This is a genomic window from Actinoplanes sp. NPDC051861 (assembly GCF_040681145.1).
Classification (GTDB): domain Bacteria; phylum Actinomycetota; class Actinomycetes; order Mycobacteriales; family Micromonosporaceae; genus Actinoplanes.
Genome location: NZ_JBFAYE010000009.1, coordinates 156,311 through 171,015, shown reverse-complemented (window position 1 = coordinate 171,015; position 14,705 = coordinate 156,311). Strand labels below are relative to the sequence as shown.

Here is a 14,705-nt window from a genome sequence, read left to right as displayed (position 1 = left end):
CATGCTTCCGCTCCCACGACAGTTTCGCAATGATCGCGAAACTTTTCTCACTGCCGGGGATCGCGGCACTTGAGCGGATGCCAGTGCTCAGTTGACGGTCACGACGACTTTTCCGAGGGCGCGCCCCTCTCCGACGTGAGCCAACGCCTCGGGCACTTCATCGAGGGTGAATGACCGGTCGACGTGGATGGCGAGGTCGCCGGTGACGCAGAGGCCGGCCACCGGTTCGAAATGGGCCGGCCCCTCCTTGACGGCGAGCACGCCCAGGCGGCGGCGGGTGAGCCGGCCGGCCGCGGCACCGATCGCATGAAGTCGAGTTTGCCGGCGTTGTCGACGCCGGTCACGCGTACTCGGCGAAGCCGCCCTTGAGCATGAGGTTGTCGCCATACACCTCGTCACCGGGCCGGAACCGGGTGACGACCGCACGCAACCGCTGAGCCGGCCCTCGGTGACGCGTTTTCAGGTCATCGGCGAGATGCTTCTGGTCCGCTCCAGGATGTACCGGGCCAGTTCATCCGGCGCCTGTTCGGGGATCCAGTGCGAGACGCCTTCGAGAACCTTGAAGCCGAACGGGCCCGTCACCCACCGGCTGGTCAGCTCCGCGGCACGGCGACCGAATGGCGATGTCGCCGGCGCTCCAGACATAGCCACGACGTCGGCCACGAGCTCGTTGAGCCGGTATGCCCGGCGCGACCGGGCCGTGCCTGCGGGGTGCAACCGCGCTGGTCCGGCACGATGACCCGGTAACCGGCCGCGAGCAGCGGCCGGGAAACGCCGATCCACGATCCAGGTCCCCGCCGGTTCGGTTTCATCTATGTTATTCGGGTGAGCATGAGTCTCTGCCTGGTGAAACTCTCTCCGGCGATCGCCCACCGCATCGAGACGACACCGGATCTCCTGGAGCAGTTGTGGTTCGCTGACGAAGAGGATGAACCCGCGGCTGATCCGGACCCGGAACTGGCTGCTCTCGATCGCGACCGCGACACGCTCTTCGAGGACTACCTCGGTCTAAGCCGAGAGATCGGCGACGAGCCTGGAACGTACCCGTGGATGCGCAGGGCGCTACAAGGCACCGGGACCGACATCGACTTCGATTTCGGTTACGGCAATGGATTCGTGGTGACGGCGCAGGAGGCAGCGGAGATAGCGAATGGCCTGGCCGATGAGGGCTGGTGGAGCCCCGGCCAGGAAGTAACACTCGTGCCACACGCCATCGCCGGCTTCTATCACGCCGCGGCCAACGAGGGGCAGACAATTATCGGAGGTGTGGCCTGACCACTGCGGCCTGCTGCCTCCCGAAAGCCCTGCCCACGGCGGGTCAGACCCCACCTCGATGTTCGCCGGCGAACATGCCGGCTTCGCCGGCGCGGAGGGCGGCTACCAGCCGCCGACGCCCGCGGTTGGGGTCTCGTGCCGCCTTGGATATGCGCTCAATCAAGCTCCCAATCGGCGATCGTGGCCGACTGCTCACCTGTCGCGGGGGTGCGGACTCGAGCCGGTCGGGCGTCGGAGCGGATCTGAAACACCACCTTTCGAATTACTTTCTCCCGATGCTCGAGGCGATCGTCGCCCGCGAGCATTCGCGTCATCGCGAGATCGTGCTGATACCAGGTGCCCTCCGCATCGCAGAGCCAGGTGTAGTTCCCCACCTGCGCAATGATGGTCATCTGCCCCATATTGCGTTCCTGCAACGACACCGAGACGAGCCGCCTGCCCTCCACCGGTCGCAGGTTGGCCGACGGCTCGAGGTCGTCCACGCCCAGCACCGAGACGTCGTGCCGGCTCTCAGCGGTGTGCCCCAGTTCCAGCAGATCCCCCAACTTCATCAATCTTCCGGGAACGGGTAGATCCTCGACCAGGATCTGGCGCGGCATCCCGTCCACGTAGACGTTCGCGGAGTCTGGATACACCGTTGGGCTCGACATACAGGCGGAGCCATCGGGCCTGGTCAGCAGGAATGTGGTAGCACCGAACACGGTGACCAGGACCACCACGACGGACGCCGCCACCCATCGCCGCGACAGGTGAAAGCGGGATCTGGCGGGTACGAGTTCTTCCGCAGGTTCAGGGACCACCTCCGGTGAACCGACCAGCGCCACCTCTACCCGCTTGCGGCGAGCGGCCAGTACAACCGCAGTGACGACAGCAAGTGATACAGCACCGCCAGCGGCCCAGCGCGCGACGGCCTTGCGAGTCGGAGGCACAGAACCCCTCATCGGCTCGACGTACCCGGCTATGAGATTTCAGCGGGCAGACCCTCGATGCGCTGATCTGAGGTATCAGGCCGGCGCCTCGACGAGGATTTGCCGATTGATGCCTGGTGATAATTTGTGGAGGGTGACGGTGGCGCATTCGCCACGGTGGGCCGCCGGATCGTCCGCCTTTCCGCTCGACGTCCTGGGAGAGATCCGATGACGAGCAACGACAAGCCTCAGGGCTCCGCAAGGCTCGGGATCTGGTCAAATATCGGGGTCTGGGTCGCCTTTGGCGCTGCCTTCGGCGTCGTCGCCGGGATCCTGCTCAACAACATCGGTCTCGGTGCCGCGCTGGGTACGGGCCTGGGTGTGACCGCCGGCGTCGTCGTCATCGCGCGAGCGAACAACCGCGGCAAATCCTGAGCGTCGAGCTCCGTGCCCGGCCCGGACCGGCGCGGCCCGGCTCAGATCATGGAGAGTTCGGGTTCGAATATGGGCGCAACTCTCCAAGATCTCGATGGGTGGTGCGGCGGTGACGGCTGAGGGCGAGGGGACGGGCGTGATGGTTAAGGGTTGATGGCTGCGGCGGCTGATTCGCCGGAGCGGATTGCGCCGTCCATGTAGCCGTACCAGTGGGTGGCGGTTTCGGTGCCAGCCCAGTGGATGGGGCCGATCGGGGTGCGTAGTGCCGGGCCGTGCTGGGTCCAGGTGCCGGGTGGGAAGAGGGCGGCGTAGGCGCCTCTGGTGTACGGCTCGGCGGTCCAGTCGCGCTCGATGTAGGCGGCCGGGTGTGCGGCTTGCGGGCCGAACAGGCGGGTCAGTTCGGCCAGTACGAGGGATTTTCGCTCGGCGGCGGGACGGGTGCCGAGGTGGCGTGCGGTGGCGCCCTCCAGGACGCCGGTCAGGATTCCGTGGGGGCTGGACGGTGAGCTGCTGTCGGCAAGGGCGGCGACGGGGCCGGGCAGGCTGAGCGCGTGTCCGCTGAGGCCGGCCGAGCGCCAGAACGGCTCCGCGTACACGATCATGCATTTGATCGTGGCGCCCATGGCCAAGCGCTGGGTCAGGCTGTCGCGCGCGGCCGGAAGCGGTGGGTCGTAGGTGATGCGGCCGGCGAGGGCCGGCGGGAGGGCCACGACGACTCGTCTCGCACGGATGGTGTCGCCGGACTCGACGGTGACCGTTGCTCCGTCGCCGCCGTGTGCGATGCGGGAGACGGGTGCTCGCAGGCGGATCCGGTCGCCCAGGCGGTCGGCCAGGCCTACCGCCAGCGCGTGGGCGCCGCCGTCGAGCAGGTCCTGCTGTGCCCCGTTCTCGGTCGCCATCACTGTTCGCAGGCTGCCGGCCGCTCGGGCGTAGAACAGCGCGTGCAGCAGCGAAAGCTCACTCGGTTCGCAGGCCCACAGCAACCGCGTCGCCGTGGTGAACAACTGCCGTCCGCCGGCGGTGCGCAGGGTACGCCGGATCCAGACCGCCAGGGTCTGGCTGTCCAGCAGGTCCGCTCGGGGGCTTCGCCACGGTGCCTCGACGTCGACCGTCCGGGCCAGGCGCTCGAAGCGGGCCTCGGCCTGGGCGAAGTCCAGCAGCGACAGCGCCCCGAGTCTGGGCACCAGGCCCCGGAACCGTCTGATGCGGCCCGCGGCGTCCTCCGCCAGATGGAACCCGTCGGTGTGGGTGGGGAAGACCGGAATCCCGAGGTCCGCGGCGAGCGCGTAGGCGCGGTCCTGGCCGGGTCCGAGAAACTGGCCACCGAGGTCGACGGTCTCACCGTCGACCACGGCGCTGTCGGTGCGCCCGCCGACCCGGTCGCGGGCCTCGCAGACGAGCACGTCGACGGCGCGACGCGACAGCACATGGGCGCAGGACAGGCCGGCCAGCCCGGCCCCGACGACAACGACATCAACAGATTTGGTCATGCGCACTCCCGGTGGTTGGACGAGTCCGCCGCACGGCGAACTCGTCAGCGCACCCACCAACCACCGCGGCGCTGACGTGAACGATCAGACATCAGCAGGATAGGGCGCGGATGCAACCTCGGAGGCTCCGGAAACGTCAGGCAGGGAGAGGAAAGAGGAGGACTGCTGGTTTGCGACCGTCTCCTACGCTGCACGACCGGTGAGCATCACGGGGAAGATCGTCTCGGCGTTTGCCGCCCTGCCGTTGGGGGCGGTCCTGCTGAGTGCGCCCGCGAACGCCATCGCCAACGGTGACCGCGTTCCGGACGGGCGTTACCCGTTCGCGGTCAAGCTCACCGAGTACGGGATTCCCACCGCTGACGGCGGCACCCGGGACAGTTCCTGTTCGGGCGGGCTCGTCTCGCCGCGCTGGGTGCTCACGGCCGGGCACTGTTTCCGGGACCTGGACGGCAACCGGGTGTCCCGCACCGTGGCCGAGAAGTCCGTCGCCACGATCGGGCGGGCTGACCTGACCGGTAGGGCGGGGTTCACGGCGAACGTGGTCGAGGTTCGCCAGCACGGGAAGGCCGACGTCTCCCTGGCCCGGCTCGACCGGGCGATCACCGCGATCACCCCGCTGGCGCTGAACCGGGACAAGCCGTCGAAGGGGCAGGCCGCGCGGCTGGTCGGGTACGGGTTCACCAGCCCCGGCGCGGAGCGGACGCCGAATCGGCTGCGGACCGGGAGGTTCGAGGTCACCTCGGTGAGCAAGTCCGAGATGGGGCTGTCGGGGGTCGCGCCGAGCCAGAACACCAGCCCGTGCGAACGGGACTCGGGCGGGCCGTACTTCACCGAGTCGACGGGGCGGGCGGTGGTGGTCGGCGTGGTCAGCCGGGGGCCGGACTGCCCGCACACCGGGTCGGACATCGCGACCAGGGTGGACGCGATCGCGCCGTGGATCCTGTCGGTCATCGGGAAGGATCTGCGCGCTTCGGCCGCGCCCTCGAAGAGCCGTGCTTCCGCCGTACCCTCGAAAAAGCCCGCGGCAGAAAGCCCAGCCGCAGCCAAACCGCCGGAAACCGCGCCGTGGGACGGCCTGCCGCCGATCGCCCTGCTTGCCGTGCCCGCCGCCCTCGTCGGTTTCGTCGTGATTCTCGCGGCGAGCGGGAGGCGGCGGCGGGGCGTGCATCGGCGGCGATAAGGCCCGGCTTACTTGCCGAAAACGTTTTCGTAAGCGAGAGTGACCCGGAAACAGAGGCCGGGCTATGCGTCGACCATCCCCGCACAGCGGTCGCCGAAAGCTCGCAATCCCCCGGGATCTCCGATCCCGCCTCACGATCGGACGCTCTGCCATGCACAAAAAACGTCGCATGTGGCTGATTCTCGCCGCCGCGCTGTTGGTCCTGACCGGCGTCTCCCTGGTCCCACAGGTCATGACGCGCGCCGACGCCGCCGCCAAGACCGTCTACATCCCGGCGCGCTGGACGCAGACCGGCGAGGTCCCGTGGGCCGCCGACCGGTCGCGTGAATCGACCAACTTCATCCTTCTGTGGGGTGAGAAGTCGGGGACGAATCCGGCCGGCGCACCGTCGCCCTACAACTTCGACCCGGCGAACATCATCACGCAGCTGGAGAACCTCTACAGCTTCTACGTGAACACGATGCAGTTCACGCCGGAGACCGGCCTCCTGGCCCAGCACAAGATCATTGTCATCATCACGAACACCTGGAACCGCACCGAGCTCAACGCCTGGGCGACCGGCGGCTCGGTCGACGGCCGGGTCGGCGTGATCAACGTGGCGCCCGGTGCGGCGCTGCCGGGTTCGTGGGGGCTGGCGCACGAGCTCGGGCACGTCTTCCAGAACTACACGTTCCTGGGGCGCTCCGGGTACGGCTTCACCGACGCCTCGGCCGGCACCTTCTGGGAGACCAGCGCCGAGTTCATGGCCATGCAGGCGCTGCCCACCACCGCGGCCGGTGACCTGACCCGGTGGCTGCGCTCGGAGAACCTCTACTACAGCTCCAGCCGGCACCACTACGGCAACTGGATGCTCGCGCAGTACATCAAGGACCGTGACGGCCTGGCGATGTTCAACCGGATCTGGAACGAAGCGCGCAACAACGAGCACCCGCTCGAGGTGTACCGGCGGATCACAGGCATCACCCAGGCCGAGCTGAACCGGCGGATCGGCGAGTACGCCACCAGGACTGTCACGTACGACTTCGGCAACCGGTCGACGCTGATGCCGTTCATCAACAACGTGTACGGCGCGGGATTCTTGAAGGCCTACAACGGCGGAAACGTGGAAGCCGTCGACCAGAGCCAGAGCCACTACCGGATCAACGCCCGGGTGGCGCCCTCCGACTACGGCTTCAACAAGATCAAGCTGGTGCCGTCGAGCGACGGCGCGCTGGTCAAGGTGCGGCTCAAGGGACACGCCGAGACCGGCGCGACCGGCTGGACGTTCGGGCTGGTCGCGGTACGCAACGGCAGCACACCCCGCTACTCCGCGCTGCAGGTCGGCACCGACGGGCAGGTCGACTTCCAGCTGCAGTCCGGTGAGACCGAGGTCTGGCTGGTCGTCACCGGCACGCCGAGCGCGGTGCCGCACTACGGGTTCCTCGACGGGTACACGAAGGCGCGGCGGTTCCCGTACGAATTCCGGGTCTCCGGCGCGACCCCGTCCGGATTCGAGCCCGGGTACGTCAAGCCGGCCGCGACCAACGGCGGCCGCTGGCACACCAACGGCGGCGGCTGGGTCGCCGGCAACGCGAGCGTGGCGGCGACCGCCTACGTCGGCCCGAAGGCCGCGGTCATGGGCGGCACGGTGACCGGAAACGCCCGCATCGAGGGCCTCGGCTGGGTCAACGGCGGCACCGTCGGCGGCAACGCGGTCGTCAAGGACAACGCCCTCATCCAGAGCGGCGCCAACCTCTCCGGCAACATCGTAGTCGGCGGCGACGCGGAGATCGCGTTCGCCTGCGGTTCCGGAACCTACCTGCTGTTCAACCCGGACCGCCGCTGCGACGGCGCCGGCGGCGAGTCCGACATCAACCCGTCGTTCAGCGCGTTCCCGAGCTCCGACCTGGCCATCGGCGGCGGCACCACGACGCCTCCGCCGTCGACCAGCACCAATGTGGCCGGCACCGCGACGGCGAGCGCCTCCTACACGTCCTCGTGGGAGTCGATCGCCGCGATCAACGACGGACTCGAACCGTCCTCGTCGAACGACACCGTCAATCCGCGCTGGGGCACCTGGCCCAACAGCGGCCAGCAGTGGGCCGAACTCACCTGGCCGAGCAACGTCACCCTCGGCCGGGCCCAGGTCTACATCTTCGACGACAACGGCGGCGTCCGATTGCCATCATCGTGGAAGCTCCAGTACTGGACCGGCTCCGCATATGCGGACGTCGCCGCGTCGAGCGGCTATTCGGTGAACGCGAATGCCTACAATTCGGTTTCTTTCACCCCGGTCAGCACGAGCCGCTTGCGGGTGCTGATGCAGTCGAACGGCACCAGCTCGGTCGGCCTCCTCGAGGTCAGAGCGTTCGCGTCCTGACCCCCTTTTTCACCTGCCGGGTGGTGGGAGATCTTGCTGCCACCCGGCAGGCTCTTTCTTCGGTACGAGACTCGCGACCGGCGGTCAGCCGTTGCGGGTGGACACGTCGTCGACGAGGAAGTTCTCGCCGGCCTCGGGGGTACTGCTCGCCGCGAACTGATGGCCGGTCAGCGCGGTGGTCCCGCCGTCGAAGCGGGTCGCCGTGCCGATCGTCTGGCCGTTCACGGTGATCGTGGCCGTGGTCGTCGTCGCCCGCACCTCGACGCCCGTCCAGACGCAGCCGCCCGTGCACGATGCCGACGGGTCGAACGACTGGCCCGTGCCGAGGGCTCGCCAGGCGGTTCCGTCGTGGTATCGCACGTTTCCCTCGCGGGTGAGCGCGAAGTGGAACGCCGCCTGGCCGGCGCTGGTGAGGATGTCGAACAGCAGTGCCGAGGAGCCGGCCGCGCCGGTCGTGCGCCACTGATCGGGGTGGAAGCGGAAGCCGACCGTCTTGGTGGTGGCGGTGGAGTCGATACGGCGGGCCGCCGGCAGGTGCACGGTGCTGCTGTCGACGATCCGCAGAACCCGGCTGCTCCCGCTGCCCGAGGTCGTCTGGCTCACCCACACGCCGAGGTGACCGACGCCGGCGTCGTCAACGGTACGGTCGATCGAGTAGCCGCGGGGGATGCCGTTGACCGGGTCGTTCTCGAAGGAGTTCACGTCGTCGGCGTACAGCTCGATCTCGTTCAGCTGGCTGCACGGCGCCGTGACGCCGGGCGGGCAGATCGAGGACTCGCCGACCAGCACCCGCACGTAACGCGCCGTCCGGGAGGTGGCCGGGGTGGTGTACTTCAGCGCGTACCCGCTCTGGTTCGTGACGCTGTACCAGTCGGACCACGCGTCGTCGGTGGTGAGCCGGGTCTGCACGGTGGCGTTCGCGATGCCGCCGATGGCGAGGCTGAGCCCCGCCTTGGAGAGGGTGTAGGCGCGGTCGAGGGAGATGTCGAAGACGCCCGCGCCACCGGAGCGGATCGCGCTCGACCACATCTCGTTGCTGCCGTCGACAGCGCCCTGGTTGCCGGTACGCGGGTGGCCCGCGATCGCGGTGCCGTAGTCCCCGCCGAGCTGCACCGTCCCGGCGGCCACCTTGCCGCGCAGGTCGATCTTGCCGCTGCCGGCGGTCAGGATGTCGGCGAGCACCCGCTTGACCTGGTACGTGGTGGTGCCGTCGGACATGGTCGCGCCGTGCCAGGTGCACTTGTTGTAGTGCGCGCCCTCGTAGGTAATGGCGTGGCACGAGTCGGCCATCAGCACGGCCCGGTTCGCCTCGGTCCACGCGAGGTCGGCGTTGCCGCTGGTGCCCTCGTTCAGGTTCTGGGGTGCGGCCACCGAGTGGTTGTCGTAGAACGAGCGCTTCACGTCCCAGGTGCGGCCGGTGCCGTCGTACGACAGCGCCACGAAGTTGTCCGGGCGGCCCGCCACCAGCGCGAGGATCCCGTTGGGCAGCAGGGACAGCCGGGGGTTGATCCGCCCGAAGGGACGGTTGCCGCTCGCGTCGGCGGCGAACTCGGCGATCGGCGCCGCCGAGCCGGTCCACGTGGTGCCGGCCGTGGTGGACCGGCGTACCCAGAGGTTGTCGTAGGTGGACGTGCGCATCACCGCGACCAGGTCGCCGTTGGAGGCGAGGACGAGGCCGGTCTCGGTGAACCCACGGGCGGTGCTGCCCTGCCCGAGGGTGGCGCGCAGAGCCCAGGTGCGGCCCTGGTCGAAGCTGGAGAGCAGCATCGAGGAGGTGAAGATGCTGCCGGTCACCGCGTAACCGGCCATCAGCACCGGTCCTCCCGGTACCTGAACCAGGGAGTTGGGGTAGAAGTTCGCGGTGGCGTTGTTGAACGCCTGCGGAGCGATGTTGATCTGTGCGGGGACGGCCGCGCCGTACGTGGCGCCGTCGTCGGACGAGTAAAAGATCTTGATGTCGCGCAGCTGAGGACGCGCGGGGGAACCCACAGGGGTTTCCTGCCCGGCGAAGCCGACACTCAGCACCCGGCCGTCGTCGAGCCGGGTCGCCGCCTCGTGGGCATCACCGGTGGACGCGGTGAACGTCGTCCCGCCGTTGACCGACGTGAGCCGGCTCTCGGCGTGACCGTCCGCGTCGTAGTGGGTGTAATACCCGGCCCGGACCGGGCGAGTGGGGCTCTGCGCCGTGCCCGAGTCGTAGGCGTCGGCCATCGCGTACCAGGCGGGCGGGTCCCCGGCCGGGTCGTAGGCCGTGCCGGGCGCGCCGAGCACCAGCGCGGGCACGGTCGGCGACAGGCCGGCGACCTCGGATTTGGTCACCGCCGCGGCGTTCGCCGGTGCGACTGCCATCGGTGTCACCATCAGCGCCAGCATCCCGGCAGCCAACAATAAACGCATACTTCCTCCCCCGTCGGAGTGATCATCCTGCCATGGGAGCACGTATGCGTTCCCGCACTAGGGTGGGGACGACGGACCGGAAGGTGTGCTGCCATGAGCGACGTCATCGACGACCTGGAAGCCGAGCAGGACCGGCTGGACGCCGTCCTGGGAGGTCTCACCCCGCAACAGTGGCTCACCGACTCGGCGGCCGCCGGATGGACGGTGGCGGACGTGGTGCTGCACCTGGCGCAGACCGAGGAGGCGGTCGCGGCGGCGGTGCACGGCGACCCGTCCTGGATCGACTGGCGGCGGTTCGGCGACAACGTGGACGACGCGATGAACGCCATGGTCCGGGCGCAGCAGGCCGATCCTGATCAGATCTACCAGCGGTGGCGGGACGGCCGCCGGGAGGCGCTGCGGGCGTTGCGCGCCGCCGACCCGCAGGAGCCGATCGGATGGGTGGCGTCGGCGGTCAAGCCGCGGACGCTGGCGACGACCCGGCTCGCCGAGCACTGGGCGCACGGGCTGGACGTCACGATCCCGTTCGGCATCGAGTGGCCGGACACCGACCGGCTGCGGCACGTCGCCTGGCTCGGTTTCAGCACGCTGCGTTATGCGTACGGGCTGACGGGCCGCGCGGTTCCGCCGGTGTTCTGCGACCTGTACGGCCCGGACGGCTCGGCCTGGCAGTTCGGGGACCCGGGGGCCGAGTCGGTGATCGCCGGGCCGGGCGGTGCGTTCTGCCGGGTGGGTGCGCAGCGGCTGACACCCGCGGAGTCGGGGCTGAAGACCACCGGGCCGCACGGTGCGGAGGTCCTCGCGATGCTGCGCAACTATGCCGACACCTGATCCGGACATTGACAGACTTGGATGCCTTTGGGAGTCTTCCGGTGGGGCAGACGCTGGAGCCGCGTCATTGACGACGACCTTCACCGAGTGTTGGAGGCACCATGCGCACCCCACTTCGCATCCTCACCGTCGCCCTGGCCGCGGTGCTGCTCCTGCTGGGCTCACCGGCCGGCGCGGCGTTCGCACACGGCTCGACGATCGACCCGGCGTCCCGCAACTACGGCTGCTGGAAACGCTGGGGCAGTGACTTCCAGAACCCGACCATGCGGACCGTCGACCCGATGTGCTGGCAGGCGTGGCAGGCCGACACCACCGCCATGTGGAACTGGAACAGCCTGTACCGGGAGAACGTGCGGGGCAACCATCAGGCTGCCGTTCCGAACGGGACCCTGTGCAGCGCCGGTAACACCGGCGGCACCCGTTACTCGGCACTCGACACGCCGGGCAACTGGGTCGCCACCCGCATCCCGAACGCGTCGGCGTTCACCGTGGTGGCACACGACCAGGCGCGGCACGGCGCGAAGTACTTCCGTGTCTACGTGAGCAGGCAGGGCTTCAACCCGCTGACCCAGCGGCTGTCCTGGAGCGATCTGGTCCTGCTCAAGGACACCGGCCCGATCGGGCCGGGCGTCGGGGAGACCACCAACGACCCGGTGCTCGGCGGTGTGTCGGTGAAGATTCCGGTGAGCGCGCCGGGCATGACCGGGCGGCATGTCGTGTACACGGTGTGGGAGGCCGGGCACGCCGACCAGGTCTATTACTGGTGTGCCGACGTGACCTTCGGGTGACGGGCTGAGCGGGGCGGCTCGCGAGCAAGCAGGGTCAGGTGCTCGCGGGCCGCCTCGGCGCGCGCGTCGCGTACCCGAGTCTGGTCTTTCTCCCGAAGCGGAGCGCAACCTTTCGCGCTCGCGGGACCACTGATGGGGTGACCGCGCACAATCCATCTATGAGCGTCTATATTGACGTGGCGGCTGTGTGCCCACCCCCAGGGCAGCCGCGAATGTTAACGCTCACCCCAAGCGGAGGATCCCCACATGAACCCGCCTCAGAAGCGCCGCCGATGGCGCGGCGTGCTCACCGGACTGGTTGTCGCCGTGCTCGCCGGCGCCGGTGCGGTCGCCGGGCTGCAGCAGGCCAGCGCGGCGACCGTGAACACCGCGGCCTGGTACGTCTTCGTGAACCGGCACAGCGGCAAGGCGATGGACGTCTACAACCTCGCGACCAACGCCGGTGCCGGCATCGCGCAGTTCACCCGTAACGACGGCAACTGGCAGCAGTGGCAGTTCGTCGACGCCGGCAGCGGATGGTACAAGATCAAGAGCCGGCACAGCGGGCTCTTCCTGGAGATGCCGAACGCCACCGACGGCACCCAGTTGATTCAGAACAGCGACAACGGTACGACGCGGCAGCAGTTCACGCTGAAGGACTCGGCCGGCGGTGACGTGCGGTTCGTCAACCGGCACACCGGCAAGGCACTCGACCTGTGGGAGTGGTCCACGGCCGACGGCGGGATCATCTCGCAGTACCAGGACCTGGACGGCGCCAACCAGCGCTGGCAGATGGTCCAGGTGGCGACCGGTGGTGGCACGAGCGGCTGCGGTACGGGCACGTTCCAGTCCGAGGTGACGGTCAGCGGCAGCACCTGGACGGCTCGCAACGCGTCCGGGGGCAGTGTCTACAGCGGCACGGACTTCCGCGCCGCGGTGCAGGCGGGCATCGGCAGCCTGACCGCCGGGCGCACGTCGATCCAGCGTGTGGTGGTCCGCGGCAACGGCTCGATGACCGCGGGCAGCCGGATCTCGCTGGCGAGCTACACGTCGCTGTCGGTCTGCGGCACGATCAACGTGACCGGCTCGGGGAGTGGTGACTACGCGCCGATCTACGCGCGCGGGGTCAGCAACATCGAGGTGCCCTATCTCAACGTCACCGGCGCGCCGATCTACGGCATCTTCATGCGCAACGTCAGCAACGTCTATCTCGGACAGGTTGACATGCGGTTGACAGGTGGACTGGGTGTACGCATCGACAATCGCGGCAACACTGCTGAGTGGACGCGCAACGTACGCATTGACAACGTGTACGTGCAGGGCGCGGGGTCGCATGCAGTGGAGACGTACGGAGTCGACGGCATCACGATCGGGACGGTGACGGCCCGCAGTGTCGGCGAGTCGGGTCTGCTGCTCAACCAGACGATCAACGCGACCGTGGGCACGGTGGACGCGGACAACGCGGGTGCGGGCACGGGTTACGCGGCGTTCCGGATGGCCAACCGGAACGGGCGGGTCGGTGACGCGTACCCGAACAACATCAAGGTGGGCACGGTGAAGGCGCGCGGTGGTGGCCGTGGTGTGTTCTGCGTGTCGGAGAGCGGCGGGTTCACGATCGACCGGGTCGACATCGCGAACACCGGGAACAACTCGGTGCTGGTGGAGAACTGCTACAACGGCGTGATCGCCGGGGTGTCGGGGACGATCAGCGGCGGTGGCGAGGTGCGGATCTCGTCGCGGACCGAGTTCGCGCCGTCGTCGGGCATCAGGTTCCAGAACCTGGCGGTGAGCAACACGAACATCACGTGGAGCCCGTGCACCGGCAGCAACAACACGATCAGCAACGTGACGCGGACGAATTCGACGCTCACCTGGTGCTGAGACCGTCCGGGGCGTCGCGCATGCGGCGCCCCGGACCGGCCGCCGGGCGTGCGGCAGCCCGGGACCGGCCAGGCGTGCGGCGCCCCGGACCGGCCGTCGCGCGTGCGGCAGCCCGAGACCGGGCGTCGGGCGTGCGGCAGCCCGGGACCGGCCGGGCGCCGGCTACCAGGCTCGAAGCACGGCGATCGCAAGGGAGATGAGGGCGACCGCCGCCGACAGGGCGGTGATCGTCTGTGCCCGGTCCGCCGACCGCGCGATGGCGATCACGAACGGGGTCGCCAGCAGTGCCAGCGCCACGACGCCGAGCCCCCAGTACAGGCCGGTGACGAAGCCCGAGCCGCCCGGACCGCTGACCACGCCGGCGAGGTAGCGGCCGCTGAACGGGGCGAACCAGATCAGGACTCCGGCCAGCAGCGCCGGCACGATCCCGAAGGCCGCGCGGTACCGCCGCTCCATGCCCCGCGTCCGCTGCAGAACGAGCCCGAGCGCCGCGAACGGCGCCACCGCCACCAGCCACCCGGCGGCCGCCATGCCGGCCGAGGTGCCGCCGCTGAGTGCCCGAGCCGCGCCGATCAGCGGATCCCGGACGAGCCGCCCGGCGCCGATCGCCACGAGCGCGACCAGCAGGACGATCAGGCCCTCCGCCCAGGCGGCCAGCCGTTCGAGCCGCTCATATTCCGGCGACTCGCCGTGCCGTTCGAAAGCACGGTCGAGCGCTTGATCGAAGAGCATGGCTGGATCCTAGAGGGAACGCGAGAATGCCGTGGCGACAGCAGATCAGAAGAGCAGGCGGACCACGGCGCCGACGACGTGGCCCATCACGGCGCCGGCCTTGCCGCCGAGCCTCTCGGCGAGGGAGTTGAGCCACGACCGGAACGACTCACGTCCCTGACGGCGGATCCGCGCCAGTTCGTCGTTGTGCCGCTCGATGAGCGCGGCGAGCAGCCGCGCCGAGAAGAGGATCTGCTCGATGGCGTGGTCGACGTCCGAGGTGCTGAAGCGCCGGCCGCACGAACAGTAGAAGTTCGTGTCGCCGACTGCCCACTGTTCGGAACATCCGTCGCAGCGGACCCTGCGCGCGTCGGGCTCGACCTCCATCGAGCCCCGGTGGCGGCAGCCGCGGTGACGGCTCACCGCCCACGAGGTCGAGCAGGCCGGGCATTCCGGGAACGGGAACTGCAC

14 protein-coding genes are annotated in these 14,705 nt (G+C 69.0%); 7 read left to right on the top strand and 7 right to left on the bottom strand.

Going from position 1 to position 14,705, the window contains the following annotated elements; all coding sequences use genetic code 11:
* Positions 1-87: 87 nt before the first annotated feature.
* Positions 88-261 carry a zinc-binding dehydrogenase gene (locus AB0M02_RS24380; RefSeq protein ID WP_364230303.1) on the bottom strand — a complete coding sequence of 58 codons (174 nt, stop codon included), beginning with the start codon at positions 259-261 and terminating at the stop codon, positions 88-90.
* Between the two features lie 198 nt (positions 262-459).
* Positions 460-582 (bottom strand): hypothetical protein, encoded by a 123-nt coding sequence (locus AB0M02_RS24375; RefSeq protein WP_364230301.1) that lies wholly within the window; start codon positions 580-582, stop codon positions 460-462.
* 243 nt (positions 583-825) lie between these two features.
* Here AB0M02_RS24375 and AB0M02_RS24370 point away from each other — a divergent pair, with 243 nt between their 5' ends.
* Entirely contained in the window at positions 826-1,275 is a 450-nt protein-coding gene (locus AB0M02_RS24370; RefSeq protein WP_364230298.1) for a hypothetical protein, read from the top strand.
* Positions 1,276-1,430: 155 nt separating this feature from the next.
* Here AB0M02_RS24370 and AB0M02_RS24365 read toward each other — a convergent pair whose 3' ends face one another.
* Positions 1,431-2,099, bottom strand: a complete 669-nt coding sequence (locus AB0M02_RS24365) for a hypothetical protein (protein ID WP_364230296.1) — start codon at positions 2,097-2,099, stop codon at positions 1,431-1,433.
* Positions 2,100-2,411: 312 nt separating this feature from the next.
* Here AB0M02_RS24365 and AB0M02_RS24360 point away from each other — a divergent pair, with 312 nt between their 5' ends.
* Positions 2,412-2,618, top strand: coding sequence for a hypothetical protein (locus tag AB0M02_RS24360; protein ID WP_364230293.1), 207 nt, complete (start codon positions 2,412-2,414; stop codon positions 2,616-2,618).
* A 143-nt stretch (positions 2,619-2,761) separates the two neighbouring features.
* On the opposite strand, the gene AB0M02_RS24355 is transcribed toward AB0M02_RS24360, so the two are convergent.
* Positions 2,762-4,108, bottom strand: a complete 1,347-nt coding sequence (locus AB0M02_RS24355; RefSeq protein ID WP_364230291.1) for a flavin monoamine oxidase family protein — start codon at positions 4,106-4,108, stop codon at positions 2,762-2,764.
* Between the two features lie 199 nt (positions 4,109-4,307).
* Here AB0M02_RS24355 and AB0M02_RS24350 point away from each other — a divergent pair, with 199 nt between their 5' ends.
* A complete protein-coding gene (locus tag AB0M02_RS24350; RefSeq protein ID WP_364230289.1) occupies positions 4,308-5,288 on the top strand; it encodes a trypsin-like serine protease in 981 nt (326 codons plus the stop codon).
* Between the two features lie 169 nt (positions 5,289-5,457).
* Positions 5,458-7,647, top strand: coding sequence for a DUF6055 domain-containing protein (locus AB0M02_RS24345; RefSeq protein ID WP_364230287.1), 2,190 nt, complete (start codon positions 5,458-5,460; stop codon positions 7,645-7,647).
* Positions 7,648-7,731: 84 nt separating this feature from the next.
* On the opposite strand, the gene AB0M02_RS24340 is transcribed toward AB0M02_RS24345, so the two are convergent.
* Positions 7,732-10,044 (bottom strand): sialidase family protein, encoded by a 2,313-nt coding sequence (locus AB0M02_RS24340; protein ID WP_364230285.1) that lies wholly within the window; start codon positions 10,042-10,044, stop codon positions 7,732-7,734.
* 93 nt (positions 10,045-10,137) lie between these two features.
* Between AB0M02_RS24340 and AB0M02_RS24335 the strand changes: the two genes are divergently transcribed.
* From AB0M02_RS24335 to AB0M02_RS24325, 3 genes are all read left to right on the top strand, one after another.
* Entirely contained in the window at positions 10,138-10,875 is a 738-nt protein-coding gene (locus tag AB0M02_RS24335) for a maleylpyruvate isomerase family mycothiol-dependent enzyme (RefSeq protein ID WP_364230283.1), read from the top strand.
* A gap of 101 nt (positions 10,876-10,976) precedes the next feature.
* Positions 10,977-11,663 (top strand): lytic polysaccharide monooxygenase, encoded by a 687-nt coding sequence (locus tag AB0M02_RS24330; RefSeq protein WP_364230281.1) that lies wholly within the window; start codon positions 10,977-10,979, stop codon positions 11,661-11,663.
* Positions 11,664-11,909: 246 nt separating this feature from the next.
* A complete protein-coding gene (locus AB0M02_RS24325; RefSeq protein ID WP_364230280.1) occupies positions 11,910-13,523 on the top strand; it encodes an RICIN domain-containing protein in 1,614 nt (537 codons plus the stop codon).
* A 162-nt stretch (positions 13,524-13,685) separates the two neighbouring features.
* Here AB0M02_RS24325 and AB0M02_RS24320 read toward each other — a convergent pair whose 3' ends face one another.
* On the bottom strand, positions 13,686-14,255 hold the full coding sequence (locus AB0M02_RS24320; protein WP_364230277.1) for a hypothetical protein: 570 nt from the start codon (positions 14,253-14,255) through the stop codon (positions 13,686-13,688).
* Positions 14,256-14,300: 45 nt separating this feature from the next.
* Positions 14,301-14,705, bottom strand: coding sequence for a hypothetical protein (locus tag AB0M02_RS24315; RefSeq protein WP_364230275.1), 405 nt, complete (start codon positions 14,703-14,705; stop codon positions 14,301-14,303).